Origin of the sequence: Phenylobacterium sp. (assembly GCF_036495085.1) — a bacterium.
Lineage (GTDB): Bacteria > Pseudomonadota > Alphaproteobacteria > Caulobacterales > Caulobacteraceae > Phenylobacterium.
In genome coordinates, this window is sequence record NZ_DASXNL010000193.1 from 1 (window position 1) to 24097 (window position 24097).

The 24097-nt window shown below is 65.7% G+C and carries 29 protein-coding genes, 2 tRNA genes and 1 pseudogene; 13 read left to right on the forward strand and 19 right to left on the reverse strand.

Going from position 1 to position 24097, the window contains the following annotated elements:
• Nucleotides 1-751 (reverse strand): annotated as a pseudogene (locus VGI62_RS21635) (aspartyl beta-hydroxylase); the annotation flags it as partial.
• Between the two features lie 142 nt (nucleotides 752-893).
• Here VGI62_RS21635 and VGI62_RS21640 point away from each other — a divergent pair.
• Nucleotides 894-1694, forward strand: coding sequence for an undecaprenyl-diphosphate phosphatase (locus tag VGI62_RS21640; RefSeq protein ID WP_331506667.1), 801 nt, complete (start codon nucleotides 894-896; stop codon nucleotides 1692-1694).
• A 13-nt stretch (nucleotides 1695-1707) separates the two neighbouring features.
• Here the strand turns inward: VGI62_RS21640 and VGI62_RS21645 are convergent, their stop codons facing one another.
• Nucleotides 1708-2679 carry a complex I NDUFA9 subunit family protein gene (locus tag VGI62_RS21645; protein ID WP_331506668.1) on the reverse strand — a complete coding sequence of 324 codons (972 nt, stop codon included), beginning with the start codon at nucleotides 2677-2679 and terminating at the stop codon, nucleotides 1708-1710.
• Nucleotides 2680-2801: 122 nt separating this feature from the next.
• Here VGI62_RS21645 and VGI62_RS21650 point away from each other — a divergent pair.
• A tRNA-Leu gene (locus VGI62_RS21650) sits at nucleotides 2802-2888 on the forward strand.
• A gap of 183 nt (nucleotides 2889-3071) precedes the next feature.
• On the opposite strand, the gene VGI62_RS21655 is transcribed toward VGI62_RS21650, so the two are convergent.
• Nucleotides 3072-3689 carry a class I SAM-dependent methyltransferase gene (locus tag VGI62_RS21655; protein WP_331506669.1) on the reverse strand — a complete coding sequence of 206 codons (618 nt, stop codon included), beginning with the start codon at nucleotides 3687-3689 and terminating at the stop codon, nucleotides 3072-3074.
• Nucleotides 3690-3987: 298 nt separating this feature from the next.
• Here VGI62_RS21655 and VGI62_RS21660 point away from each other — a divergent pair, with 298 nt between their 5' ends.
• The 4 genes from VGI62_RS21660 to lptB are packed head-to-tail and all read left to right on the forward strand — an operon-like array spanning nucleotide 3988 to nucleotide 6617.
• Nucleotides 3988-4605, forward strand: a complete 618-nt coding sequence (locus VGI62_RS21660) for a ribonuclease D (protein ID WP_331506693.1) — start codon at nucleotides 3988-3990, stop codon at nucleotides 4603-4605.
• A gap of 32 nt (nucleotides 4606-4637) precedes the next feature.
• The gene (gene lptC, locus VGI62_RS21665; protein ID WP_331506670.1) at nucleotides 4638-5243 is read left to right on the forward strand and encodes an LPS export ABC transporter periplasmic protein LptC; all 606 of its coding nucleotides are present in this window, start codon (nucleotides 4638-4640) and stop codon (nucleotides 5241-5243) included.
• Nucleotides 5244-5274: 31 nt separating this feature from the next.
• Nucleotides 5275-5832: an LptA/OstA family protein gene (locus tag VGI62_RS21670; RefSeq protein WP_331506671.1), complete on the forward strand. Its 558-nt coding sequence runs from the start codon at nucleotides 5275-5277 to the stop codon at nucleotides 5830-5832.
• A 47-nt stretch (nucleotides 5833-5879) separates the two neighbouring features.
• Entirely contained in the window at nucleotides 5880-6617 is a 738-nt protein-coding gene (gene lptB, locus VGI62_RS21675; RefSeq protein WP_331506694.1) for an LPS export ABC transporter ATP-binding protein, read from the forward strand.
• On the opposite strand, the gene VGI62_RS21680 is transcribed toward lptB, so the two are convergent.
• Nucleotides 6593-7354: a YafY family protein gene (locus VGI62_RS21680; RefSeq protein ID WP_331506672.1), complete on the reverse strand. Its 762-nt coding sequence runs from the start codon at nucleotides 7352-7354 to the stop codon at nucleotides 6593-6595. The two genes, lptB and VGI62_RS21680, sit on opposite strands and share 25 nt — an antisense overlap.
• Before the next feature lie 157 nt (nucleotides 7355-7511).
• Here VGI62_RS21680 and rpoN point away from each other — a divergent pair, with 157 nt between their 5' ends.
• The 4 genes from rpoN to VGI62_RS21700 all read left to right on the forward strand — a co-directional run bounded on the left by rpoN (nucleotide 7512) and on the right by VGI62_RS21700 (nucleotide 10933).
• Entirely contained in the window at nucleotides 7512-9017 is a 1506-nt protein-coding gene (rpoN, locus tag VGI62_RS21685; protein ID WP_331506673.1) for an RNA polymerase factor sigma-54, read from the forward strand.
• Nucleotides 9018-9189: 172 nt separating this feature from the next.
• Nucleotides 9190-9720: an exopolysaccharide biosynthesis protein gene (locus VGI62_RS21690; RefSeq protein ID WP_331506695.1), complete on the forward strand. Its 531-nt coding sequence runs from the start codon at nucleotides 9190-9192 to the stop codon at nucleotides 9718-9720.
• A gap of 32 nt (nucleotides 9721-9752) precedes the next feature.
• Entirely contained in the window at nucleotides 9753-10382 is a 630-nt protein-coding gene (gene hpf / locus VGI62_RS21695) for a ribosome hibernation-promoting factor, HPF/YfiA family (protein WP_331506674.1), read from the forward strand.
• A gap of 71 nt (nucleotides 10383-10453) precedes the next feature.
• On the forward strand, nucleotides 10454-10933 hold the full coding sequence (locus tag VGI62_RS21700) for a PTS sugar transporter subunit IIA (protein WP_331506675.1): 480 nt from the start codon (nucleotides 10454-10456) through the stop codon (nucleotides 10931-10933).
• A gap of 142 nt (nucleotides 10934-11075) precedes the next feature.
• Here the strand turns inward: VGI62_RS21700 and VGI62_RS21705 are convergent, their stop codons facing one another.
• The 13 genes from VGI62_RS21705 to VGI62_RS21765 form a co-directional block, all read right to left on the reverse strand.
• Nucleotides 11076-11345, reverse strand: coding sequence for a DUF1150 domain-containing protein (locus VGI62_RS21705; RefSeq protein WP_331506676.1), 270 nt, complete (start codon nucleotides 11343-11345; stop codon nucleotides 11076-11078).
• Between the two features lie 100 nt (nucleotides 11346-11445).
• Complete coding sequence (locus VGI62_RS21710) at nucleotides 11446-11868, reverse strand: Hsp20 family protein (protein WP_331506677.1); 423 nt, start codon at nucleotides 11866-11868, stop codon at nucleotides 11446-11448.
• A 124-nt stretch (nucleotides 11869-11992) separates the two neighbouring features.
• Complete coding sequence (locus VGI62_RS21715) at nucleotides 11993-12526, reverse strand: hypothetical protein (RefSeq protein WP_331506678.1); 534 nt, start codon at nucleotides 12524-12526, stop codon at nucleotides 11993-11995.
• A gap of 63 nt (nucleotides 12527-12589) precedes the next feature.
• Entirely contained in the window at nucleotides 12590-13015 is a 426-nt protein-coding gene (locus VGI62_RS21720) for a hypothetical protein (protein ID WP_331506679.1), read from the reverse strand.
• Nucleotides 13016-13132: 117 nt separating this feature from the next.
• A complete protein-coding gene (locus tag VGI62_RS21725) occupies nucleotides 13133-13942 on the reverse strand; it encodes a MipA/OmpV family protein (protein ID WP_331506680.1) in 810 nt (269 codons plus the stop codon).
• A gap of 157 nt (nucleotides 13943-14099) precedes the next feature.
• Nucleotides 14100-14492 carry a GFA family protein gene (locus VGI62_RS21730; RefSeq protein WP_331506681.1) on the reverse strand — a complete coding sequence of 131 codons (393 nt, stop codon included), beginning with the start codon at nucleotides 14490-14492 and terminating at the stop codon, nucleotides 14100-14102.
• Between the two features lie 82 nt (nucleotides 14493-14574).
• Nucleotides 14575-15291, reverse strand: coding sequence for a hypothetical protein (locus VGI62_RS21735; RefSeq protein WP_331506682.1), 717 nt, complete (start codon nucleotides 15289-15291; stop codon nucleotides 14575-14577).
• 2 nt (nucleotides 15292-15293) lie between these two features.
• Nucleotides 15294-16742, reverse strand: a complete 1449-nt coding sequence (locus VGI62_RS21740) for a GntP family permease (protein WP_331506683.1) — start codon at nucleotides 16740-16742, stop codon at nucleotides 15294-15296.
• Between the two features lie 49 nt (nucleotides 16743-16791).
• A complete protein-coding gene (locus VGI62_RS21745; RefSeq protein ID WP_331506684.1) occupies nucleotides 16792-17835 on the reverse strand; it encodes an urea transporter in 1044 nt (347 codons plus the stop codon).
• 64 nt (nucleotides 17836-17899) lie between these two features.
• Nucleotides 17900-19603, reverse strand: a complete 1704-nt coding sequence (gene ureC / locus VGI62_RS21750) for an urease subunit alpha (protein ID WP_331506685.1) — start codon at nucleotides 19601-19603, stop codon at nucleotides 17900-17902.
• 9 nt (nucleotides 19604-19612) lie between these two features.
• The gene (locus VGI62_RS21755; protein ID WP_331506686.1) at nucleotides 19613-19918 is read right to left on the reverse strand and encodes an urease subunit beta; all 306 of its coding nucleotides are present in this window, start codon (nucleotides 19916-19918) and stop codon (nucleotides 19613-19615) included.
• Nucleotides 19919-19925: 7 nt separating this feature from the next.
• Entirely contained in the window at nucleotides 19926-20228 is a 303-nt protein-coding gene (gene ureA, locus VGI62_RS21760; RefSeq protein WP_331506687.1) for an urease subunit gamma, read from the reverse strand.
• Nucleotides 20229-20241: 13 nt separating this feature from the next.
• A complete protein-coding gene (locus VGI62_RS21765; protein WP_331506688.1) occupies nucleotides 20242-20931 on the reverse strand; it encodes an urease accessory protein UreD in 690 nt (229 codons plus the stop codon).
• A gap of 386 nt (nucleotides 20932-21317) precedes the next feature.
• Between VGI62_RS21765 and VGI62_RS21770 the strand changes: the two genes are divergently transcribed.
• The 3 genes from VGI62_RS21770 to VGI62_RS21780 are packed head-to-tail and all read left to right on the forward strand — an operon-like array spanning nucleotide 21318 to nucleotide 23202.
• A complete protein-coding gene (locus VGI62_RS21770; RefSeq protein ID WP_331506689.1) occupies nucleotides 21318-21860 on the forward strand; it encodes an urease accessory protein UreE in 543 nt (180 codons plus the stop codon).
• Entirely contained in the window at nucleotides 21857-22504 is a 648-nt protein-coding gene (gene ureG, locus VGI62_RS21775) for an urease accessory protein UreG (protein WP_331506690.1), read from the forward strand. Before VGI62_RS21770 ends, ureG begins: the two co-directional genes overlap by 4 nt.
• A gap of 2 nt (nucleotides 22505-22506) precedes the next feature.
• The gene (locus VGI62_RS21780) at nucleotides 22507-23202 is read left to right on the forward strand and encodes an urease accessory protein UreF (protein WP_331506691.1); all 696 of its coding nucleotides are present in this window, start codon (nucleotides 22507-22509) and stop codon (nucleotides 23200-23202) included.
• Nucleotides 23203-23369: 167 nt separating this feature from the next.
• Here the strand turns inward: VGI62_RS21780 and VGI62_RS21785 are convergent.
• Nucleotides 23370-23445 (reverse strand) — tRNA-Ala (locus VGI62_RS21785).
• 129 nt (nucleotides 23446-23574) lie between these two features.
• The coding region (locus VGI62_RS21790) for a TIGR02300 family protein (RefSeq protein ID WP_331506692.1) at nucleotides 23575-24097 on the reverse strand (523 nt) is incomplete at its 5' end.

A 24097-nucleotide genomic window follows, 5' to 3' on the forward strand; every position in this document is an offset into this window, starting at 1 on the left:
GGAAGAACGAGCTCCATCGCCGGGAGTTGTTGAGCTCGCCCCACTGATTGACCGGCGCGCCTTTGGGATAGGCGATGTAGGGCGAAAAGTCGTCTTTGGCCGCCTTCAGCGCGCCTTCCAGCTCCTCGCGGATGGTCTCGGTGGCGGCTTCCAGCTCGGCAAACCAAGGAAACAGCTCCCGGTCGTAGAACGGGATCGCCGGCAGCCGCGGATAGTGAAGCAGCAAGGGCTCTTGATGGTAGACCCGGGCGCGGCCTGAGAAGATGCCGACGCTCTCGTCGAAGCGCCGGCGCGCGGCCTCTGACACGTCGGCGCGAACCGCCTCGGTCCGCGCCTTCAGGTGCGCTTCCAGAGCGACGGCCGTGCGGGCCACGACCTGGCGCGCCCGCTCCGTCGGCGCGCGAAGCGGTTCGGGAATCTCGTCGTCAGGCGGGGCGATGGAAAGCGCATTCTTGTAGATCGCCGAGGCCGCGCGTTCGCCGCTTTTCCGCTCCACGAGCGCGCCCTTTGAGAGCAGGGCCACAAAGTCGTACGGGTCCAGGGCCAGCGCGTCGTCGAGAGCCAGGAGCGCACCTGCAAGGTCGCCCAGGGCGCGGCTCACCATGGCTCGCTGCAGCTTGAGCCCGACGTCCTGCGGAGCCGCGCGCTCCGCCTCGAGCACCAGCGCCATCGCGCCGCTCCGGTCACCACGCACCAGGGCCGCAAGCACCTCGGCGCTCAAATCCGGCTGGCGGACTTCCGCCGACGTCATCGTTTCAACCTCAATGCCCCTCGCATCACAGGGATATACGGCGTCACGAGTAGCGGCGAGGGGAAAGGCTGATAAACCGCTTCTTCACCATAGTTGCCCATTCCTGAAAAACCGCGGTCGGGGCCGCATTGTGGGGAGCGTCATGTCGGACTGGATCTACGCCGTCATCCTGGGCGTCATCGAGGGACTGACCGAGTTCATCCCGGTCTCATCGACCGGCATGCTGCTCCTGAGCAAGCAGGCCATGGGCCTGACGGGCCCGTTCTGGGACACCTTCAACGTGCTGATCCAGCTGGGCGCGATCCTGGCGGTTGTGGTGCTCTATTTCAGCCGACTGTGGGGGGTGGTTCTGCGCCTGCCTTCCGACCCGCGGGCCCGGCGCTTTGCACTCAGCGTTATCGTCGCCTTCGTGCCCGCCGCCGTACTCGGCTTGCTGTTCCATGACGTGATCAAACATGTGCTGTTCGAGAGTCCGCGGGTGATCTGCACCTCGTTGATCCTGGGTGGCGTGGTCCTGCTGCTGATCGACCGCTTCGCCCCGCATCCAACCCGGCAGGACTCCATGGCGCTGCCGCTGGGCACGTCGCTGGCCATCGGCTTCTTCCAGTGCCTGGCGATGGTTCCCGGCGTCTCGCGCTCCGGCGCCACCATCGTCGGCTCCATGCTGATGGGGGTGGAGAAACGGGCCGCCGCGGAGTTCTCATTCTTCCTGGCGATCCCCACCATGGCCGGGGCTTTCGCGGTCGATGCCTGGAAGAGCCGCGATCAGCTCGGCTCGGCCAACATCAGCCTCGTAGCGATCGGCTTCGTCGTCTCTTTCCTCGTGGCCCTGGTCGTGATCCGCGCCATGCTCGCCATCATCACCCGCCGGGGGCTTGCGCCCTTCGGCTGGCTGCGCATCGCCATCGGCGGCATTGGGCTGGCGCTGCTTATGCGGGGCTAGCGCCCCAGGTGGATTAGATCGCCGCGAGTTCGCGGTCTTCCTGATCGGCGTACTGGCCGCCCTTGCGGTAGCGATAGAGGTAGCTGGGCAGCACGGCTTCCAGCGTCGTGGGCGTGATCCCCAGGTCAGCGAGCCCTGGGCGGGCTCCGCTCACGACGTTGTCGGTCCGGAGCAGGATCACCTGGTCGGCAGTGATGGGGGGTTCGATCAGCGCCCCTGCAAGATCCCCCAGCGCGCCGAGCACGCTTGCGGCCGGCCAAGGGATCGGCGCCAGGATCCGTCGTTTACCGATCTCCGCCAGCATCAATTCCATCAATTGGCGGAAGGTGAACTTGGCCGGGCCACCGAGTTCATAGGTCTGTCCAGCCGCCTCCGGCGCGCCGACCGTCCGCGAGATCGCGTTGCCAACGTCGCCCACGAACACCGGCTGAAAGCGGGTGTGACCGCCGCCGACCAGGGGTAGGGCCGGGCTCACCTGCGCCATGGCCGCGAAGCGGTTGAAGAACCTGTCCCCAGGGCCGAACACGACGGACGGGCGCAGGACCACGGCGTCGGGAAAAATCTCGCGAACGGCGGCCTCGCCCTCGGCCTTGGTGCGGGCGTATTTCGACTCCGAATTTGGGTCCGCACCCAGCGCCGACATCTGCACCACGCGCGTGACACCCTCGGCCCGGGCGGCTGTCGCGACGTTGCGCGCGCCCATCACGTGCAGCGCCTGGAACCCCTGGCGGCCGGCCTCGCGCGCGACCGCGACCAGGTTCACCGCAACGGTCGCCCCGGACAGCGCGCGCCGCAGAGAGGGTTCGTTGCGGACGTTGGCCTGGACGATATCGATCTGGCCCACGTCACCGTGCAGGCGCATGGCGTAGGCAGCGGCGGGATTGCGCACCGCCACGCGGATCCGCCAACCGGCCTTGGCGAGCTGGCGCACAGCTTGGGCGCCGACGAATCCGGATCCGCCAAAGACGGTGACGAGGTTCTCCATGGCCTGCGGATAGACGATGCCGCCTGCCGCTGCAATCCGTCGCTCCCGAGTTCTCCGACGAGCCGTTGACCAGGGCGGGGCGGGGCTTTAAGGAAGCCGGCTCGCGCGATCCGACGGATCGGGCCCAGGTGGCGGAATTGGTAGACGCGCTGGCTTCAGGTGCCAGTGGCTTAACGGCCGTGAAGGTTCGAGTCCTTTCCTGGGCACCATCCGTGGGGATGGCGCTGAACTGATTGAGTCTTCTCAGGTTTTCCGACTTCCCGGTGCGCACGTCCGGCCCACACGGGGCAAGTCGGACGACTTGAGACCCTCACGCCGCCCCGCATCATCCTCTGGATGTCGCCCAGGGGCGGCTGGAGTTCCCCGTTGATGGGCGTTGGGTGTCGAGCCGATCAGCATGATCGCCGAAACGCCATCCGCGTCCAAGTCACGCCGTTGGCGGTGTTGACCGCCTGGATCGAGCCGGTTTCAACCTCCACCAGGGTGCTCAACCCGGAGACTTCGGCAAGCGCGATGGCCTCAGTGGCGGTGACCGGGTGGGTGATCCTGCCCGGCGCGGCGGGCCCATGCCTCAAAGAGATCGCAAGCACACCGTGATCGCCCAGGAGCGCCGCGAGAACGGGGTAGGCTTGCCTTCGCTCCGCCTGGGTCAGGTGGGCCCACACGCCCTCCACCAGAATGAAGTCGAAGGGAGCCGGCCGCATGGCGCAGAGGTGGCCCAGCGCGGGCAGGCTGTCGTCGACCCACTCGATTGGAAGTTCGGCGTAGAGGTTTCTGGCGCCGTCGCGAAGTTTGGCGGTCGGTTCGACGGCGACCACTGAGTGCCCGCGTGTCGCAAGCGTCGCTGCGTCGTGACCCGGTCCGGAGCCGACGTCGAGGATACGCGCCGGTCGAGGCGGAAGAAGGTGGAGAACGTGGCGGTGAACCTTATCAAAACAGAGGCGGGTGGCTAGGAGCGCCGAAGCGACCTCGTCGTACCCAGTTGTTCCTGGCGGTCGAGCCGTTTTCACCGACCCAGGATATAGGGCGAGTCGTGAAGATCTCGGGTCAGGGCGTGACGAGCGAGCGGGGCCGTCGTGTTCTGAGCTTTAGAATTCAGTATAAAAACAATAGTTTATTCTAGATTTTCCAGGCTTTCGCTGTGGCTGCGCGAAGCGGGCCTCGTCGCGGAGCAGTCGGGCGCGGGGTGTGGCGTAAATGCCTTCCTCGGCGAAGGCTATTGGCAGAGCTTCTCCGGTACTTACTTAGGCGCCATCCGACTCTCTATAGTGAGGACGGGATGGGGCTAGGCGGAGCGGCGTGAAAAAGGTGACTACCTACGTGCATGAGGGCGACCTGCCGGCCGATGCGCTGGTCGGGGCGAGCTCAGTCGCCATCGATTCGGAAACCATGGGGCTGCGCCTGGGGCGCGACCCGCTCTGCGTGGTGCAACTGTCCGACGGACAGGGCGACGCCCACGTGGTGCGGCTCGACCGGTCGAGCTACGACGCGCCCAATCTTAAACGCCTGCTCACCGACCCCTCAGTCACCAAGATCTTTCACTTCGGCCGCTTTGATATCGCCATGTTCTGGTTGCACCTTGGAGTGGTGACTGCCCCGGTTTACTGCACGAAGATCGCTTCAAAGCTGGCGCGGACCTACACCGACCGGCATGGTCTGAAGGACCTTACAAAAGAGCTGATCGGCGTCGATCTCTCCAAGGCCCAGCAAAGCTCCGACTGGGGCGCGCCGAAGCTCAGCGAAGAGCAAGTGTCCTACGCCGCGTCCGACGTGCTGCACCTTCACGCGCTGCGCACCCGGCTCGACGAGATGCTGGTCCGCGAGCGCCGCGACAATCTGGCGCGAGCCTGCTTCGAATTCCTGCCTCAACGCGCCCTCCTGGACGTCGCTGGGTGGGAAGACGTCGACATCTTCGCCCACACCTGAAGGCGACAATGGTGTCGGCCTCCGATATATCCTTGATCCCCGTCCCCGCGCGGCGGGAGTCGATACTGCGTTGGCGCCGTCGCTCGCGGGTTATCCGGGTGCTGCGCATGGTGCTGCCGGGCTTGATCGGGCTGATCGTCGCCGGGTTGGCGGCGACCGTGGCCTACAACACCTTCACCTCTCAGCCTGCACATGTGGGCCCATCCAACGCCCCGATCCGGCTGGTGAACCCGCGCTTCGTCGGTCGCGACGACCGCGGCCGGCCATTTGTGCTCGTGGCGGTGACCGCTACCCGCGACGAACAGGACTATCAGAAGGTCTATCTCGACAGGCCCGTCCTGGTGCTCGACAAGGATGGAGCTGACCCGGTGCGCGTAAACGCAGCAAAGGGCGTCTATCACGAGGACACTCGCAAGTTGTTCGTGAGCGGCGGTGTCCGTCTCGCCGGGGCCCGTGGGGCTTTCGACACCGACGAATCGCTGTTCGACACCCGGACCGGCGAACTGGCCGGTTCAGGTCCTATTCATGGCGCCGGGTCGCTTGGAGAAATCGATGCGAAGTCCTATGGCGTCTACGACAAGGGGGATCGCGCAGTCTTCAGAGGCGGCGTTCACACCCGCCTGAATAATTCGAAGTGAGGCTGACAAGCCGATGAAGAGCCTGGTTCCCATGGCCGCCCTAGCGGCAGTCCTCGCGAGCGCGGCGCCCGCTGGCGCGCAGATCGCCGCCAACTCGAAGGCCCCGGTCGACGTGACCGCGGATGAGCTCGAGACGCACAACTCGAGCTGCGAGGCCATCTGGCGTGGTAACGCCGAAGCGCTGCAGGACACCGCACGGCTGCGCGCCGACGTCCTGCACATGTTCAACAAGCAGGGCGTTGCGAAACCTGGCGGTCAGTCGAGCGGCTGCGGCGACCTCGAGCGCATGGAAGCCGAGGGGTCCGTCTACTACGTGACCGGCGACCAGAAGGTCCGCTCAAACAAGGCCGTCTACGAAGCGGATTCAACGACCATCACCATGACCGGTGACGTGGTGGCGGTGAAAGGGCAGAGCGTACTGCGTGGCGATCGCATGGTGTTCAACACCCAGACTGGCGAGGGCCAGATGATCGGCGGCGCGAAGGGGCGCGACGCCAAGGATCGCCCGCGCGGGGTGTTCTACCCGAGCCAAACGACGTCGACCAAGGAGGGCCAGGCGCCATCTAAGGCCGGCGGACCCAAAAAATAGCGTCGGTCGAAAAGCAGGTGAATCTCTTGAAGCCGGAACGCTTCGACATCCGTCCAGGCCTAGCCGGTGAAGGCTTGGTGGTGGACAGCATCGGCAAGTCGTTCCGCGGCCGACCGGTGGTGAAAGGCGTCTCACTGCGGCTGGGGCGCGGCGAGGTCGCTGGCCTGCTTGGCCCCAACGGCGCAGGCAAGACCACCTGCTTCTATATGATCACCGGCCTCATCCCGGCTGACTACGGCGCCATCTACCTCGACGGTGAGAATATTACCGCCCAACCGATGTACCAGCGCGCCCGCATGGGTGTCGGCTACCTGCCGCAGGAGACATCGATCTTCCGCGGCATGAGCGTGGGGGAGAACGTCATGGCGGTGGTGGAGCTGCGCGAGCGAGACAAGAAGCGCGCGCGCGGCATCGTCACCGAGCTCCTGGAGGAGTTGCACATCGAGCATCTTCGTAACGCGCCGGCCATCTCGCTCTCGGGTGGCGAACGGCGGCGTGTGGAGATCGCCCGTGCGCTGGCCTCCGAGCCTTCCTTCATGCTGCTCGACGAGCCCTTCGCCGGCATCGACCCTTTGGCCATCGCCGACATCCGCGATGTGATCGCCTATCTGAAGGGGCGCGGAATCGGCATCCTGATCACCGACCACAACGTGCGCGAGACGCTCGATATCATCGACCGGGCTTCGATCATCCACGCAGGTGAGGTGCTGTTCGAGGGCCGTCCTGATGAGATCGTCGACGACCCGGAAGTCCGCCGCGTTTACCTGGGCGACACATTCGCCTGATCTGGCGACTGATCGGAACCGTGAACGATCGAGCGCTCGGCTCGGCGTAGTTCCGCCTGTTCCTGCATCAGCTTGCGCCAGCGGGCCCTGAGCGCCGCCGGCCGCTCGGGGTAGCGGTCTTCGAGGAATTCGGCGGCGGCGACCCGGTCGGTGCGGAAGCTGCGGAAGTCGGTGCGCAGCTCGCACCAGGTGATCATCAGCCGGACAGTCTCATGGTAGCCGACGGCGAACGGCCAGACGGTCCGGTGGCTGATACGCTCGTGCTCGTCCCGATAGGTCATGGTGATCTTGCGGCCGGCGTGAATGGCATGGCGCACCTGCGCCATATCGAGGCCATCTGGCGCGACGTTCCAGCGCGGCGAGGCGCGCGTGGCCGGCTCCAGGGCCAGCGGGCGCAAGTGCTCCGGGACCGTCGCTCCGATCTTGGCGATCAGATCCAGTGCGGCGCGCGCCAGGGCCGGGTCGCCGCGCCCGGCCACCCACTGCGCGCCCAGCACAGCGGCTTCGATCTCGTCGGGTGTCAGCATCAGCGGCGGCAGGTCGAAGCCGCCGTCAAGGACGTAACCCACGCCGGCCTCGCCGCGAATCGGCACCCGTTGGCCCATCAGGTCTGCGATGTCGCGATAGACGGTGCGCTTGGAGGTCTCAAGCTCGGCCGCCATCGCCTCGGCGGTCACCGGTCGGCGATTGCGGCGCAGCACCTGGATGATCTGGAAGAGCCGGTCTGCGCGTCTCATTGAGCTTCCTGCCAGCCTGCTGACAGCCCATGGTGACGCAAGCGACGCTGTGAGCCAATCGAAGATCGCGCGAGGGCTCGAGATCGTTTGCGATTAACGAATCGGTCGCGTTCCCACGGCTAAGGTCCCCAGCAAGAAACAGGCCAAGGGGACGGTTTTGGCGCTCAGCGCGCGATTAGAGATTCGGCAGGGCCAGGGTCTGGTCATCACGCCGCAGCTGCAGCAGGCCATCAAGCTGCTGCAGTTGTCGAATCTCGAGCTCGAGGCCTTCGTCGACGCCGAGCTGGAACGCAATCCGCTGCTCCAGCGTGACGAAAACGATCCCGAGCCGGCCCCCGAGGCGCCCGCCGAAATCGCGGGCGACGTCTCCGCCGACCGAATGGACGACGCAGGCGCCCGGGCCGAGCTGGACACCGCCCACGACGAGGCCTCGCCGGGTGAGCGCGTCACGGGCGATGCGGAACACGACGCGGGCGCGGCTGAAGCGGGCGCCTCTGTCGACTGGTCCAAGGCCAGCCGAAGCGGCGGGTCTTTCGAGGGCGACCTGGACGGCCTGGAGGGTGCGCTCACCCGCGATAAGACCCTGAACGAGCACTTGCACGATCAGCTCGCCGCCGCCGGGCTCAAGGGCGCGGAGGCGGCGGCCGCCAGCGTGCTGATCGATGCGGTCGACGAGGGCGGCTACCTTCGCGCCGAAATTCCCGAGCTCGCCGAGCGCCTGGGCTGCGGCGAAGACCTCCTCGAGCGCGTTCTGGCTGTCCTGCAGGGCTTCGAGCCGGTGGGGGTATGCGCCCGCTCGCTCAGTGAATGCCTGATGATCCAGCTCAAGGACCGCAACCGCTTCGATCCGGCGATGGCGGCGCTGCTGGACAACCTGCAACTGCTCGCGAAACGCGACATGCCGGCGCTCAGGCGCGCCTGCGGCGTAGATGAAGAAGACCTGCGTGAGATGGTGGCCGAGCTGCGTGCGCTTACCCCGCGGCCGGGCGCGGCCTTCGGCGGCGAGCCGGTGCAGGCCGTGGTGCCCGACGTCTATGTGCGCGAGGGTCTGGGCGGCCTGTGGCACGTGGAGCTGAACTCGGAGACTCTGCCGCGCCTGCTGGTCGACCAGCGCTATCATGCGCGGGTCAGCGCCTCGGCGCGCACGGACCAGGAGAAGACCTTCGTCGCCGATTGCGCCGCCCAGGCGAGTTGGCTCGTCAAAAGTCTTGATCAGCGCGCAAAGACGATCCTCAAGGTGTCCTCGGAGATCGTTCGCCAGCAGGACGCCTTCCTCGCCTACGGCGTCGAGCATTTGCGGCCGCTGAACCTGAAGACCGTCGCCGAGGCCATCGGCATGCATGAATCCACGGTAAGCCGGGTCACTTCGAACAAGTACCTGGCGACCCCGCGCGGCGTCTTCGAGATGAAGTTCTTCTTCACTTCGGCGATCCAGGCGACCGAAGGCGGCGAGGCCCATTCCGCCGAGAGCGTTCGCCACAAGATTCGCCAACTGATCGATACCGAAGTCGACGAGCGCGAGGTCCACTCCGACGACTCGATCGTCGACATCCTCAAGGAAGCCGGCGTCGATATCGCCCGGCGCACGGTCGCAAAGTACCGCGAAGCCATGCGAATTCCATCCTCCGTTGAGCGGCGCAGGCGGCTGAAGGAAACTGCGTAGGGCGAATTTCGTCAGTCCCCTCAGGCAACAAGTGTCCCCTTCTAGTGTGTTCTCTGGGGTCTGCTTGCGGACCGCGGCAGGTATGAGGCGAACTGGAAGCCCCGCACCCTAGCCGTCAGACGCGTCATGCCTGCCGACCCCCCCCATCACCGGCAAACCGCTCTCCGAGGTTCTGCGGGATATATTCGAGCAGGCGGCGCCTGCAATATCGGCGGGTGAATTGATGGAGCGTTTTGGGGTCCGCGCCATGGGAGCCCTGCTTCTCGTGTTCGGCCTCGCCTGCGTCCTACCTTTGCCGCCGGGCGCGACAACCGTCTTCGGAGCGCCTCTCATGCCGCCGGCGCCCCAGCTTACGGTCGGTTCGCGCTCGCCGTGGCTGCCGGCGCAGATCCGGGCCCAGACCATCGCCATCACCGACCTGCGCCGCGTCCTGACCCGAGCGCTGGGCTGGCTCGAGCGGGCCGAGGCCCTATCGCAACCGCGCCTGCTTTTCTTCGGGGCCTGGGCGCTCGCCATCCCGCTCGGCAACATGCTTCCCGCCGCCTCGCTCAGCGTACTGTCCCTCGCGCTCATTCAGCGCGATGGCGTCCTGGCGCCGGCTGGCTACATGCCGGCGGCGCTGAGCGGCGGCGTGCCCGTCCTTGCCGCGAATTTGATCGCCCGCATTGCGGTCCAGGCCCTGGAGGCCCTGTCCTTCGCTTGACACCTTATCCACCAGGGAGCGTTGATCGCCTCATGCAAGTCCAAGTCACCGGCAAGCAAGTCGACGTCGGTGAGGCCCTGCGTACGCGGGTCTCCGACGAAATCTCCTCCAGCATCGGCAAATATTTCGATCGTGGCGGCGGCGGCGCGGACGTCGTAGTCAGCCGCGAGGGCCACTCCTTCAAGGTGGACTGCGCCGTCACCCTGGCGTCCGGCCAGCAGCTCACCACCCAGGGCGTCGGCGGCGATGCGCACCTCGCCTTCGATTCCGCCATCGCGAAGATGCAAAAACGCATCCGCCGCTACAAGAACCGGCTGAAGGACCACCACACCCAAGCGCTGGCGCGCCAGGCAGAGACCGCTGCCTACTACGTGATCCAGGCGCCCGAAGAGGACGAGGACGAGGAAGCGCCTGACGCTGGCGACAAGAATTTTCCTGAGCCCATGGTGATCGCCGAGACCGAGACTCCGATCGAGATCATGACCGTCTCGATGGCAGTGATGGAACTTGACCTGACCGAATCTCAAACAATCGTGTTCAGGAACGCAGCGCACGGCGGATTGTCCGTGGTATATCGCCGGCCCGACGGCAATATCGGCTGGATCGACCCCCGACGCACCAAGGCTAATGGGGCCGCATCGGAAGGAACCGGCGAAGCCTAGAGACGCTTCGTACACCGTTCAGGGCGGCCGTCAGGGGGACGGGCCGCACGAGTGCGAGCTATTTGAGAACGATGCAGATTGGCGACCTACTTGATCGCAACGCGATCGCCCTGCGGGTGAGTGCGGCCAACAAGCGTCAGGCCCTAGCCGTCATCGCCGAGATAGCGGCCCGCAACTTCGGGCTCGACGTCGGCGACGTGCTGGACGCCCTGACCGATCGCGAACAGGCCGGATCCACCGGTGTCGGTCACGGCGTGGCGGCGCCGCACGCGCGCGTGGAGGGCCTCGACCGCCTGCGGGGGGTCTTCGTGCGCCTTGACCATGCGGTGGAGTTCGACGCCGTGGACGACCAGCCGGTCGATCTGATCTTCGCGCTATTCGCGCCGAAGGAAGCTACCGGGGTAGAGCACCTAAGGGCGCTGGCGCGGGTTTCGCGTATCCTGCGTCAGTCCGAGTTGCGCCAGCAACTGCGCCAGGCTCGCACCGCCGACGCCCTGCATGCGCTCCTCGTACAGGACCCAATCCAGGTCACCCGGTCTTCCGCGGCGTAGGCTTGGCTCCCGAAGACGTGAGAGATCTGCGCTCCAGACCCTGGCGGGATCAGATCCGTCCGATCTGATCCCTGAATTCCGGGTCGACAGCTTAGGGGCGCGATTCGGCGATCAGGCCACTTCGCCTGACGGCAGTGCGCCTTTAGTGCACCGAGACCGGCGCCAGTTCGTGCGCCAAGGCTGCGGCGACCGCCGAATCCCGATCGGTCAGTACGGCGAGGCGTTCGCCATCGGCGCGATGCACCGCATAGAGGGTCTGGTTGGGGCTAAGTTCAAAGCCCTCGACTTGAGCAGACGGGACGCTGGCGAGAATCTCGGCTCCGCTCACCGGCCGTACATAGACCAGGTTCGGTGCGCCCAGCGCCGCAAAAGCTTCCGTCGAAAGAACAGGCGTCATCATGACCACCTCCATAAAACTCAACGTTCTGGAACGGTCGCCGGTTCGCCGGCCGTTCCGTTACTGAGACGTCGGACATCCGACCGTCTCTTTTTTGGAACACTAGGGTCTTTCCTTAGGCACGAGTGCGAATGGGCACCTTGAGCACCCGTTTTTCAGGCTCGGGCCGGCTAAGATCTATGTGCAACAGGCCGTGTTCGAGGCTGGCCTCGTCCACCACCATGCCGTCGGCCAGGACAAAGCTGCGAATGAACCCGCGCGCGGCTATGCCACGATGCAGAAAGGCGTCGTCGGTCGGGGCGGCGTTTCCGTCGCGCCGGCCCATGACCGTCAGCTGCCGGTCTTCGACGCTCACCTCCAGCTGCTCGGGCGTAAAGCCAGCAACCGCCAGGGTGATGCGAATCCCACCCTCGCCGCGATCCTCCACATTGTAGGGCGGATAGCTTTCAGCCGCCGCCTTGGCGGCGCGCTCGATTAGACTGCGAGTGTGTTCGAAGCCCAAAAGAAACGGGCTGTCGAAAATCACCGACCTGTTCATCCCAATAGAGTCCTTGTCGAAAGCGACTCTCCGGTCGAACCGCCCAGAAGCGGCGCGGTTCGACCGGACAGGGACTTATTTGGGTGGCGGCGGCGTCATTTTCAATGTGGGCCGCGCGCCGTGGCTATTTGACCTCGAAGCGGATCGGCGGGCTTTCGAAGAAGCCCTTGCCGTCGGCGGCCACGACCCTGACCACGGCGGTATGCGGGCCCGCGGGCAGCGCTTCAGCCGGGAGCGTGGTGGTGAAGCCGGTATTCACGAGCGAGCGCTTGTTCATATTGTTGGCGACGTCTTTGCGGGGCTTGCCGTAGGCCGCGCCATAGGCCTTGCCGTCCACCACCACGTCGACACCCTTGCCGGGCGTCTTGGCCACCGGATCGAAACCGAAGCCGTCAAGCCGGGTCGGCAGGTAGCCGGGCGTTTCGGCCGGCTGCCTGTTCAGCGGGTCGCTCGCCGCGCCGATGTGGTCAAGCGCGAAGCCGGCCAATTCGGACCGCTTGGCCAGTCCTTTGGAGAGGCCCTCGCTGGGGGCCGCCGCGGGCTGCGACGGAGCCGTGGCGAAGGGGTCCGGGGGCGTGTGACGCGGCTTGGCCTCGTCGCAGGCGGCCTGCGCCAGGATTGACAGCGCGCAGCAGAGGGGGGCGAGCTTGGCTTTCATCACGGTCATCCTAGCCGAACCCGCGGCGATCGCGACAAGGGCGGTCTCGCCAGCGCGATCGATCTACTCTCGCCGGGAGATTGCGTAGACCTTGAATGGTGTCGGGTGATCCTGCGCGCACGCCGCTTCGATAGCCGGCCGGTTCTTTTCGATCGCCGCGAGTATCCAGGCCGGCGCGGTCGGGAAGCGGGCCTTCATTTCGGCAAATCCCGCGGCGAACGATGTGGGCTTCGCGCCTTCGCTTGGGAGGGGCTGCAGATTGATATTCATGGTCAAGCCATGCATTCCGCCGAGTTGCCCGGGGCCTACGCCGAAATCCTCGGCATTTGCCCAGATCAGGCAATTCGCAGTCGGAAAAGGTCCGTGACGGCCAAGCGTGACAACCGAGATCAGGTTGCGGTCGTACTCGGACTCCGGGGCTGCCGCAGCGAGCCCTGCGGCCGGCAGGGCCGCCGCCAAGACGCACACGAGGTTCAGTAGACGAGGCATGCGTCCTCCGGTCTCCGTCACGGTGACGTTAGACCGAAAAGCGGCGCGATCGCGGCGGGGTGTAACGCCCATATGTCATTCACGACGCCGGCGCGTTGCATAGCCGCAGGGCGGCCTTCAGGGGACGAACGCGTAGCGCAGGCTGATAGTGGCGCCAAACTGGTCCTTGGAGCCGAGGTTCGAGACGAGCGGGCTGTCCGCCGCATCGCCTGTCAGTCGGTGATATACGCCGAAGACGCTGACCTTCCAGTCGCGGCTCACTCGGTATTCCGCACTCGCCAGCACGCCGGGGGACCAGAATGACCCTCCCGCGGCGAAGGGCTGGATGCCGAACGGGCTGCGGGACGCTTCAATCGGCGTGACCTCGAAGTAGGTGCGGGTGAACCTGTCATCCGCCCAGGAGAGGCGCGGCCCCGCCGACAACACCCACGATCCCATCCGTGCGACCGCGTCGGCTCCCAGGTCCCCTGTCCAGCTGTCGTGACCGCCGATGCCATGGCGCACCTCGCCGCGGACACGCAGCCACTCGGCCGGCCACAAGTCGACGAACCCGCCCGCCTCGACCGTCCCGTCGATCTTGTCCAAGCCGCGCAGTTCATGGTCGTCGCCGCGTCCGGAGACCCAGCGGGTGACTACGCCTGCGGACAGAACCCCGTTGCCGACCAGGCCGATGCTGTAACCATCGTCCGGGGCCCCCCAGGTCGAGACGGAGCCTTTTCTGGCGAAGCTGATGGCGCCACTGGGCGCGAACCGATAGTCCTTGGAGCCAAGGTAGTCGGGCTCGACACCTGCGCCGACGCGCGCGCTGCTGAGATACCAGCCGAAGACCGTGATGCCTCCTGGGGGGGAGACTTCCTCGGCGGAGGCGGTGCAATCCGCCAGCAGGGCGCTCGCGGCCAGGGCCCCCGCCCACGTCACCCGATTCATCCCGCCGCCTCCCCGACAAGGTGTGGCTTCCATTCGTCAAATCCCTGCCGATGCGTCCGGTTCCGCAGGCGTGATCCCACGCCGCCCGCAATGTGGCTCGGCCGACACCCTCGCTGCGGCCGGGATCGACAGTCATCCGCTGGCCGTGTCCCGTGCGTCATCGGCTTGGTGCGCCTTCGTACTGCTTCACGCCGTCGCAGATGTCGTAGTAGTCCCCCTTGTCGGCCACGAAGATATGCACCGCCAGGTGCGTCTTGCTCGGCGTGTCGAGCGCCCCCATGGCGATGCCGATCCAGTCCCGGAAAATCGGGTCCCAAAACAAGGACGAGCCGCAGATCGAGCAAAAGCCTCGGCGCACCTTCTCGGACGACTGGTGCCAGGTGACAGCGTCTTCGCCGTGGATGGTAACGGCGGATTTTGGCGCATCGGTGGAGGCGAAGACGTGCCCGGAGTGTTTCCGGCACATGCTGCAGTGGCAGGCGTCGGGTCCTGACAGCTCGCCCTCAACCTCGAAAGTGATTGCGCCACAAAGGCAGGATCCCTTGTGCATGCGAGACCTCGCTGCGGTTCACCATGCCCCGTTCAGTAACGAATGCCGATGTGGATGTCAGCCGGGGCCAAGACGGGAGAGATCAGCCGCCCCACGCCAATTGGGCATTGGCCATCAGTGCGCGAACGCCCAGCCCGATCCCGAGGGAGGCCACGGCGAGCGAGAGGCCACGATGGAGCCATGTCGCATAGCGCTCGGCCGCCCGTAGGGGCCAGGACGCGATGAAGCTCAGCGAGGCCATACCGACCATGGAGCCCAGCCCGAACAGCAGAACGTAGATGCTCGCCAGCCCACGATCGGGCGCCGAAGCGAGCGCTAGCGCGAGTAGGCCTGCCGAGCCGGCCGCGCCGTGCATCAGTCCGACGGCGAGCGCTTTCAGCGGAAACTCGCGCCGGTGCGCGTGCCCGTGTGGGTTCGCAGCGTGGGGCGCAGCCTCGCCCAGGTGGCTATGGGCGTGAAAATGCCGCTCGCCGTCAGCGTGGTCGTGGACATGGAAATGCACCCTCGCTCGGCGCAGGCGGAACAGCACTTCGCCGCCCAGCAACACCAGCATCAGCCCGACCGCGCTTTCCAGTCGCGCCGCCGTTCGGTTGGACAGCGCCATCCCAAGCAGGATCACGGCTGAACAGATCAGGAAGAGGGTGATCGTGTGCCCCAGTCCCCACGCCGCGCCGCGCAGCACCATGGCGCGCCGCGAACTCTTGCCGGTCGCGAGCGCCCCCACGGCGGCCAGGTGATCCGGCTCCAGCGCATGCCCCATTCCGGCGAGGAACCCCAGCAGGATGAGTGAGGTTGGCACGCTCAGAACGATCCGAAGAAGGATCCGAGGATCAGGACGGCGACCAGTGAAATGATGACTCCGACGATCACCGTCATGAACATGTCCATATAGCTCTCACCGTGGGTGAGCTTGCTGATCTGAAGCAACAGCAGAACCGTACCGTTGTGCGGAAGCGCATCGAGCGTGCCGGCGCTGATTGTCGTCACGCGATGCATGAGGCCGGGATCGATCCCGTAGGTATGCGCAAGCTCGAGGAAGTGCCCGCCCAGGGCGTTGAGGGCGATCGCCATGCCGCCCGAAGCCGTCCCGGTCAGGGCCGCGAGGATGTTCATCGATACGGTGAGGGAGATCAAAGGCCCGCCGGGCATGCCTACGACCAGATCGCTGACGGCGGCGAAGGCGGGGAGGCTCGCGACCACCGCCCCGAAGCCGACGAGACTGGAAATCATCAGGACAGGGAGCACGGAGGAGTTCGCGCCCGCTTCGAGGCTCTCCCGAAGCGAGGGGAGGCGCCGGAAGTTGCCGACGATGACGGCGATGTTGGCCGCCGTAAGCGCCAGGATCACGGACCAGATGCCGCCGACCGCCTGGAAACTGGATGAGCCCCATTCCGGCCGCTCGAGAAATGAGAAATCCAGCCTCGGCAGGACCACCAGCGACATCAGGAAGTTCACGATGATCACCAGAACCAGGGGCAAGGCCGCGACGAAAACCGGCGGCAGGTTCTCTGCGGCTTTACCGTGGTGCAGCTCTTCCGGGTCGAAATCGCTGTTGTGCGCCGCCTGCTCACGCAGCTTCTGGTCGATCTCGACGGGCCCTTCGTCAGCCGTCGCGCCGAATCCCTCGCCTGCGCGCCGCGCGGCTCTCTCCACGTGGTTGAGCCACCAGAGGCCAAAGGCCAGGGTGATCGCCGAGGCGATTAGCCCGAGGCCGGGCGCGGCGAACGTCGTGGTGCCGAAGTAGGGCATCGGGATGGCGTTGTTGACCGATGGCGTTCCCGGCATCGCCGACATCGTGAAGGTGAAGGCGCCCAGGCCGATCGTCGCGGGCAGCAGGCGGCGCGGAATGTCGGCCGCCTGGAACATCCGCTGGGCCATGGGGACAAGGACGAAGAACGCCACGAAGACGCTGACGCCGCCGTAGGTGATGATGGCCGAGGCGATCACCACGGCGAGCATGGTCCTCTTGGTCCCGAGCCGCTCGGTCAGGAAGTTGGCGATGGCGGTGATCGAGCCGCTGTCGTTCATCAGCTTCCCGAAAAGCCCGCCGAGCAGGAATATCGGGAACCACCGCGTGAAGAACCCGGCCGCGCCGGGCATGAAGATCTGCGTCCATTGGGCCAGGAACACGTCGCCCGACATCCAGGCTGCGACCAGGCTCGCGAGCGGCGCGACAAGCAATACGCTCCAGCCCCGGTAGGCCAGCCACATCAGGAGCGCCAGGGCGACGAGTATTCCGATCAAACTCACGCTGGTCCTCCGATCGAGTTCTGTGGCGGGCTGTCTGGTTCTGTCGACATCAGGCGGCCTGCAGGGCAGGGCCGCGGAGCACGCGTTTGCGGTTGTCTTCTGGCGTCGTGGCCTCAGCGGGGGGCACGGGGATGAGCGACCTGAAGCCGGGCGCCGCCAGGAGCATCAGCCAGGTCACCAGCACGAACGTGGAGGTCAGCACGGGCATGGCGATCGGCTCGAGGAACACCGCGATCGAAGCCCAGAGCCACGTCGTCACGACGACGCCGAAGAGTGCGTACAAGAAGCTGGGCCAGCTCACCACGAGGAAGAAGCCGCCCAGCGCGATCGCCGTAAGGGCCGCGTTGTAGCCGAACAGGCCGTCGCGGATGGCGCCTTCCGGGCCGCCGAAGAGGGCGGCGACCCCGGCCGCCAGGACCGCGCCGATCAGGGCCATCGCCGCCGAGATGCGTGAGTTTACGGCGATGCCCACGACGATGGCGTAGCCGGTGATCCAGTTGTCCTGGAAGAATATCTGTCCGATGGCGTTGCCGAAGCCCATGTACCAGGTCGGCAGCAGGTATTGGGTCGTCTGCACGTACTCATCGGGCGATACCGGCTTCGTCAGCGGCCCGCTTTCAATGTTGGCGAACCGCAGAACGGCGAACAGGAACAGCCATCCCACCAGCACGAACGGCGCTGTCAGCGCCGCCACCCTGTAGGGCTGCAGGAGCGCGCCGATCGCAGAGAAGACCACAGAGGTCATCGCCGCGGCGAAGATGATGTACGCCAGCATGAACGGCGAGGGCGCTGCGCCGGTCCGGAAGTTCTCGCTGGTGAAGGCCACGAGCGACAGCCCGACCAGGGCGCCGTTGAAGCCGAACAGCCCGCTGGACACGAGCGCACGGTCGGCGCGTAGCACCATCGCCGTGGCCGTCGACACGATTGCGCCCAGCAGGCAGATCGCGAAGTAGATCCAGGAATTGAAGAGGATCGCGGCCAGGATCACAAGGCCGCTGAAGGGGTTGTTCTGGAACACCACCTGCCCGATCCCGCGCAGCACCCACTCGGGGAAGCGTAAGAGCGAATCGTCGGGAAACCGTTTCGTATCCATCCGGAAACCTCGTGCGCCAGGTCCGAGGCCTTGTGCAGCTCAAGGCGCCGATGCCCGCCGCTGTTCAGAACAGGAAGTAACGCTGGGCCATCGGCAGCTCTTTCGCCGGTTCGCAGGTGATGGGCTTGCCGTCCACGCGCACCTCATAGGTCTGCGGATCGACCTCGAGCTTCGGTGTGAAACCGTTGTGGATCATGTCCTTCTTGCGCAGCGCGCGAATTCCGCCAACGGCGGCGAGGTTCTTGGCAAGCTTCAGCTTCTCGCCGATCCCGTCGTCGAGGGCGGCCTTTGAGACGAAGGTCACCCCGGTGGAGGCGAGGGCTCGACCGAACAGGCCATACATCGGCCGGAAGTGCACAGGCTGCGGCGTGGAGATCGACGCGTTCGGATCGCCCATCGGCGCCGTCGCGATCATGCCGCCGACGACCACGAGCTTCGGCTTCACGCCGAAGAATGCCGGCTTCCAGACGACCAGATCCGCCCGCTTACCGACTTCGATCGAGCCGATGTGGTTTGCGAAGCCATGCGTGATGGCAGGGTTGATCGTGTACTTGGCCACGTAGCGCTTGACGCGGAAATTGTCGTTGCGCGCGCTGTCTTCGGGGAGCGCTCCACGCTGTGCCTTCATCTTGTGCGCGGTCTGCCAGGTGCGCAGCGTCATCTCGCCGATGCGGCCCATGGCCTGCGAGTCCGACGACATCATCGAGAGGATGCCGAGGTCGTGCAGGATGTCCTCCGCCGCGATCGTCTCCTTGCGGATCCGCGACTCGGCGAAGGCCACGTCCTCTGGAATCTGCGGGCTGAGGTGGTGGCACACCATCAGCATGTCGAGGTGCTCGTCGACCGTGTTGATGGTGTAGGGCCGGGTCGGATTCGTCGAGGAAGGCAGGATGTTTTCCTCGCCTGCCGCCGTGATGATGTCGGGGGCGTGGCCGCCGCCCGCGCCCTCGGTGTGGAAGCTGTGGATCGTCCGCCCCTTCATCGCGGCGAACGAGTTCTTCACGAAGCCGCTTTCGTTGAGCGTGTCGGTGTGAAGGGCGACCTGGATGTCCATTTCGTCGGCCACGGTCAGGCAGTTGTCGATCGCAGCCGGCGTCGTTCCCCAGTCCTCGTGCAGCTTCAGGCCGACGGCGCCGGCCTTTACCTGCTCGCGAAGCCCCTCGGGCAGGCTCGCATTGCCCTTGCCGAGCAGGCCTATGTTGATGGGAAGCGCATCGGCGGCCTCCAGCATCCGATGGATCGTCCAGGGGCCGGCCGAGACCGTCGTCGCCAGAGTGCCGACCGTCGGGCCTGCGCCGCCACCCACGAGCGTGGTCGTGCCGCTGGACAGCGCCTCTTCGGCCTGTTGCGGGGAGATGAAGTGGATGTGGGTGTCGACGCCGCCGGCCGTCACGATGGCGCCTTCGCCGGCGATAACGTCCGTCGCCGGCCCGATGACGATGGTCACGCCAGGTTGGATGTCCGGGTTCCCGGCCTTGCCGATGCCCGTGATGCGGCCGTCTTTGACGCCGATGTCCGCTTTGACGATGCCCCAGTGGTCGATGATGACCGCATTGGTGATGACGAGGTCGGCGACCTCGGAGGCCGCACGCTGGCCCTGTCCCATGCCATCGCGGATGACCTTGCCGCCGCCAAAGGTCACCTCCTCGCCGTAGATCGTGTGATCCTCCTCGATCTCGATGATCAGGTCGGTGTCGGCGAGACGCACCCGGTCGCCCTTTGTCGGGCCGTAGAGGGTTGCGTAGTTCGAGCGTGGGATCGTCGTCATTGGTCGCCCCTAAAGCTTGCCCATGACCTTGGCGTTGAACCCGTAGACCTTGCGGTCGCCGTCGAGCGCCACGAGCTTGACGTTGCGGTCCTGGCCCGGCTCGATCCGCACGGCGGTTCCGGCCGGGATGTCGAGGCGGAAGCCGCGCGCCTTGTCCCGGTCAAAGACCAGCGCCTCGTTCGTCTCATAGAAGTGGTAGTGCGATCCCACCTGGATCGGCCGGTCGCCTGAGTTCGAAACCTTGAGCTCCAGCTTCTCACGGCCGGCGTTGATTTCGATTTCACCATCCTCGATGAAGTATTCGCCGGGCTTCATGACCGCCTCACGGAATGACGTTGTGAACAGTTACGAGCTTTGTACCGTCGGGGAACGTCGCTTCGACCTGGATGTCGTAGATCATCTCCGGAACGCCCTCCATGACGTCGTCACGCGTCAGCAGGGTCGCGCCGTAAGACATCAGTTCCGCAACTGTCTTGCCGTCCCGCGCGCCCTCAAGGACTGCGGCCGAGATGTAGGCGACGGCTTCGGGATAGTTCAGTTTCACCCCGCGCGCTTTGCGTCGTTCCGCCAGCAGGGCTGCCGTGAACAGGAGAAGCTTGTCTTTCTCACGCGGCAGAAGCTCCATCGCCTCATCCTCATCAAGTTGACCAGATGCGCGGCCTGATCGCGGGCTTCCCCAGCCCGACTTCCCGCAGGACTTCCCAGGCGCGGAGGAACAGGCCCTTGGCCTCCGACATGCTCGCGCCCAGGTATCGACACGCCACCACGTCCTCGAGCTGGCTTGCGGCGAAGGCGCCCACAGCCGCGAGGGGGCCGGTCGCCGCGCGGATCCGATCGGCGAGGTCCTCGATCATCGGGCCCGCGTAGATCATCACGCCGAAGATCGGCTTTGCGGCGAACGCGAAGGAGGCGGCTGATAGCGGCGATCCGCCCGTGAGGGCAAGACGATCGTACCAGATCGGGCGGCCGCCCCGGACCACCTGCACACGTTGACGCATGGAGCCCTTCGAAAAGGCTTCGCCTGCGGCCGGCCGGCCCAGACTGGTAAATTCCCAGCCGACGTAGGTGGCGTCCGGCGCCAGGTCGACCCGCGTTTCGATCGAAGCGTCAGCCCCATCGAAGACGATAGTCTCCTGCGGCAGGTGTTCGCAGATTCCGCGGCGACCCACGTCGATGGTGGTGCTCTGCCGGCTCGCGCCGCCTCCGCTGCGGTAGAACTTCGTTGCGCCCGGCGTGGTCAGCAAAGCTCGCGCTCCCGCCTCGACGTGACAGACGATTTCCAGACTGTCGCCACCGGCGACTCCGCCCGGCGGATGCAAGATGTACACATGGGCCGTTCCGTCACCTTCGGGATGAAACGGGCTCTGGACCACAAGCGGGCCTGTGTGTCTGCGGTGGGCCAGACAAGTCAGGTCGCGCCGGGGTTCAAACCACAATTCCAGCTCTGCAGGCCAGCTAGGGGTTGAAGCCCTTGGTGGTGGGTCAACGTCGCGCACGCCCTCAGGGAAATCACTGATAGACATCGCAACTCCGCCTGGAGTGGCAGGGCCGCAATCGCCTCCCTGTCAATCAGTATTGGCGTTTCAACCATAGTATCGGACTATGGAGCCCTCAATGTCACGCAGATAACCGGCGGTTGTTAACCATCGACATGGACCAGCTTGGTTACAATTATCGATTGGAGCAGGAAGCTTAACTGTCTGGAGGTGTCGACATGCTCCGCGCAACTGGAATCCTGCGGGCGCATACGGACGGCGCAACCGCTCGACCAGTGGCGACAGCGGTGCTTCAGCATGACGAACGCCACCTGCGCCGCAAGGTGATCAGGCTGGCCGACGGTGGGACGGTCCTGGTCGACCTGGCAGAACCGGTGATGCTGACGGCCGGCGACGCGCTGCTGCTGGACGGTGGCGGCGTCGTCGCCATCGAGGCGGCTGTGGAAGAGCTGTGCGAGGTCAGGGCCCGTGACCCGGTGCACCTCGCCGAACTGGCCTGGCATATCGGGAACCGGCATCTGGCGGCCGAGATCTCGGCTCACCGCATCCTGATCCTACGCGATCATGTCATCCGAGCGATGCTTGAGGGCCTGGGCGCGCAGGTGCTCGACGTGACTGAGACGTTCAGGCCCGTGCGCGGCGCCTACTCGGGCCACGGGCCCAGCGCCGACCCTGATCACGGCCGCGCGGCTGCGGATCACCGCCACGACCATCACGACCACGACCATCACCATCATCACGGCACGGGGCATCAGCCATGACGACCCACTACGGCCCGCTTCGCGTAGGCATCGGCGGCCCTGTCGGCTCCGGCAAGACGACCCTGACCGAGAAACTGTGCATCGCGCTCCGCGACGACTTCTCGATCGCGGTGGTCACCAACGACATCTACACCAAGGAGGATGCGCTCTTCCTCGCCCGGCGGCAGGCGCTGCCGGAGGCCCGCATCATGGGCGTCGAGACCGGTGGCTGTCCCCACACGGCGATCCGCGAGGACGCCTCGATCAATCTTCAGGCGATCGCCGAAATGAACCGACGGTTCGCCGACCTTGCGATGGTCTTCATTGAATCGGGGGGCGACAATCTCGCCGCGACCTTCTCGCCTGATCTTGCGGATCTCTCGATCTACGTGATCTCCGTTTGCCAGGGCGAGGAGATCCCTCGGAAGGGCGGGCCGGCCATCACCCGTTCGGACCTGCTGGTGATCAACAAGAGCGATCTTGCGCCCTACGTCGGCGTGGACCTGGGCGTGATGCGGTCCGACGCCCAGCGCATGCGGGGAGATCGCCCGTTCGTCTTCACCGACCTTTCGCGCTCGGCCGGCGTCGACGCCGTCGTGGAGTTCATCCTGGCCAACGGCGGCCTGTCGCGGACTGACCGCGCCAAGAGCGCTGTGAACTCGTAGGGATGGCGAACGACGCGACCGGGACGGTTCAGGATCCCGGGCCACTTCTGCATCTGTTTCGACTGGTGAGCCTCAGCCTGCCGGTAGGGAGTTTTTCCTATTCGCGCGGCCTCGAGGCGGCGGTCCATGCAGGCTGGGTCCCTGACGAGGCGGCCGCCCAGGCTTGGATTCTCGGGACGCTGCGCTCGAACTTCGCCGCGCTCGACGGAGCCATGTTCTGTCGCATGGCGGACGCCCTTCAGGCGGGCGACGTGGATCAGTTCCTGTTGGCCGACGCCCGGCTTGCCGCCGGAAGGGAAAGCCGGGAGTTGCAGGCCGAGGATCGCCGTCTCGGCGAGGCGCTCCTGCGGCTGCTCGTCGAGCTTGGCGCGCCGTTGGCTGTCGAGGCACAGGCCTGGGTGCGCACATATCCGGCTGCGTTCGCCATCGCCGCAGGCTTCTGGGAAATCGCGCGGTTCGAAGCACTGCTTGGCCTGCTGTGGGCCTATGTGGAGGGTCAGGCGATGGCGGCCGTTCGGCTGGTCCCTTTGGGGCAGACGGCAGCCCAGAGGATCATGATCGCCGCAGTCGAGCCGATCGCCTCCGCCGCGGCATACGCCTTGTCCCTCCCCGACGACGAGATAGGCGCGACCGGCCAGGCCCTCGCTATCGCCAGCGCCTGGCACGAGGACCAGTACAGCCGCCTCTTCCAGTCGTAGGGGGAATGGCGATGATTCAGCAGGGCGGAAAGCCGATACCCGCTCAGGCACGGCGAACGGATTTGGCGCGAAGTCTGGATCCGTGCGGGACCCAATGATGGCCCTTCCATCTAGACCGTTGTTTTAGAAGGAGGACGACCCCCCGCCGTTCAGCGGCGGGGGGTCCATGGTGGAGCTAAGCGGAGTCGAACCGCTGACCTCTTGAATGCCATTCAAGCGCTCTACCAGCTGAGCTATAGCCCCGAGGTCTCGGGTCTTCCGGGATGCCTTGCGGCCCAGGAAGGCGCGGAACCTATTCAAACACCCTGACGCGATCAACCCCGGCCATTTTCTTTTTCGGAAATGGGGGCGGGGTATTTCGCCGCGGGCGCTCTAACGGTCGTCGACGTCCCCTTCGTCGGGCAGGCCTTCGATCTCGGAATCGTCGAAATCGTCGTCCTCATCCTCCTCCAGGAAGGGTACGTCGGCGTCGTCCTCAACCTCTTCTTCGTCGGCGAACTCGCCCAGGTCCTCAGAGACGGCCGGGCCCGGTTCGGCGACGTCCTCGTCGTCGGCGGCCAGGACCGGATCGTCGATCACCTCGTCGAGCTCGGGCGTGACGACTTCTTCTTCCTCTTCCTCGTCCGCGTCGGCGCCGGCCGCGACCTGATCTTCGCGTTCCTCGTCGGCCTCGGGCTCAGGCGCGGCGGACCGGGCCCGGACGCGGCGGTTACGGACGGCCTCGTCAGGGTCGAACTCGGTCTCGCACTTCGGACAGTGCGCCGGACGCTTGGTGAGGTCGTAGAATTTCGCTTGGCAGTTAGGGCAGACTTGTTTGGAGCCCAGCTCGGGATTGGCCAAAGGCGATGATCCTTGGAATGTGGGGGGCGAATTCGCGAAGCGGGCTCCCTTGCCA

Excerpts from the sequence above, each read along its gene's own strand:
- VGI62_RS21780 (WP_331506691.1), top strand. The coding sequence starts at position 22,507 with ATGGCGAACGACGCGACCGGGACGGTTCAGGATCCCGGGCCACTTCTG.
- ureA (WP_331506687.1), bottom strand. The coding sequence starts at position 20,228 with ATGGAGCTTCTGCCGCGTGAGAAAGACAAGCTTCTCCTGTTCACGGCA.
- VGI62_RS21640 (WP_331506667.1), top strand. The coding sequence starts at position 894 with ATGTCGGACTGGATCTACGCCGTCATCCTGGGCGTCATCGAGGGACTG.
- VGI62_RS21770 (WP_331506689.1), top strand. The coding sequence starts at position 21,318 with ATGCTCCGCGCAACTGGAATCCTGCGGGCGCATACGGACGGCGCAACC.
- VGI62_RS21730 (WP_331506681.1), bottom strand. The coding sequence starts at position 14,492 with ATGCACAAGGGATCCTGCCTTTGTGGCGCAATCACTTTCGAGGTTGAG.
- VGI62_RS21715 (WP_331506678.1), bottom strand. The coding sequence starts at position 12,526 with ATGAAAGCCAAGCTCGCCCCCCTCTGCTGCGCGCTGTCAATCCTGGCG.
- VGI62_RS21745 (WP_331506684.1), bottom strand. The coding sequence starts at position 17,835 with ATGGATACGAAACGGTTTCCCGACGATTCGCTCTTACGCTTCCCCGAG.
- VGI62_RS21710 (WP_331506677.1), bottom strand. The coding sequence starts at position 11,868 with ATGAACAGGTCGGTGATTTTCGACAGCCCGTTTCTTTTGGGCTTCGAA.
- VGI62_RS21670 (WP_331506671.1), top strand. The coding sequence starts at position 5,275 with ATGGCCGCCCTAGCGGCAGTCCTCGCGAGCGCGGCGCCCGCTGGCGCG.
- VGI62_RS21755 (WP_331506686.1), bottom strand. The coding sequence starts at position 19,918 with ATGAAGCCCGGCGAATACTTCATCGAGGATGGTGAAATCGAAATCAAC.
- VGI62_RS21645 (WP_331506668.1), bottom strand. The coding sequence starts at position 2,679 with ATGGAGAACCTCGTCACCGTCTTTGGCGGATCCGGATTCGTCGGCGCC.
- VGI62_RS21705 (WP_331506676.1), bottom strand. The coding sequence starts at position 11,345 with ATGGAGGTGGTCATGATGACGCCTGTTCTTTCGACGGAAGCTTTTGCG.
- ureG (WP_331506690.1), top strand. The coding sequence starts at position 21,857 with ATGACGACCCACTACGGCCCGCTTCGCGTAGGCATCGGCGGCCCTGTC.
- ureC (WP_331506685.1), bottom strand. The coding sequence starts at position 19,603 with ATGACGACGATCCCACGCTCGAACTACGCAACCCTCTACGGCCCGACA.
- VGI62_RS21700 (WP_331506675.1), top strand. The coding sequence starts at position 10,454 with ATGCAGATTGGCGACCTACTTGATCGCAACGCGATCGCCCTGCGGGTG.
- VGI62_RS21725 (WP_331506680.1), bottom strand. The coding sequence starts at position 13,942 with ATGAATCGGGTGACGTGGGCGGGGGCCCTGGCCGCGAGCGCCCTGCTG.
- VGI62_RS21680 (WP_331506672.1), bottom strand. The coding sequence starts at position 7,354 with ATGAGACGCGCAGACCGGCTCTTCCAGATCATCCAGGTGCTGCGCCGC.
- VGI62_RS21720 (WP_331506679.1), bottom strand. The coding sequence starts at position 13,015 with ATGCCTCGTCTACTGAACCTCGTGTGCGTCTTGGCGGCGGCCCTGCCG.
- hpf (WP_331506674.1), top strand. The coding sequence starts at position 9,753 with ATGCAAGTCCAAGTCACCGGCAAGCAAGTCGACGTCGGTGAGGCCCTG.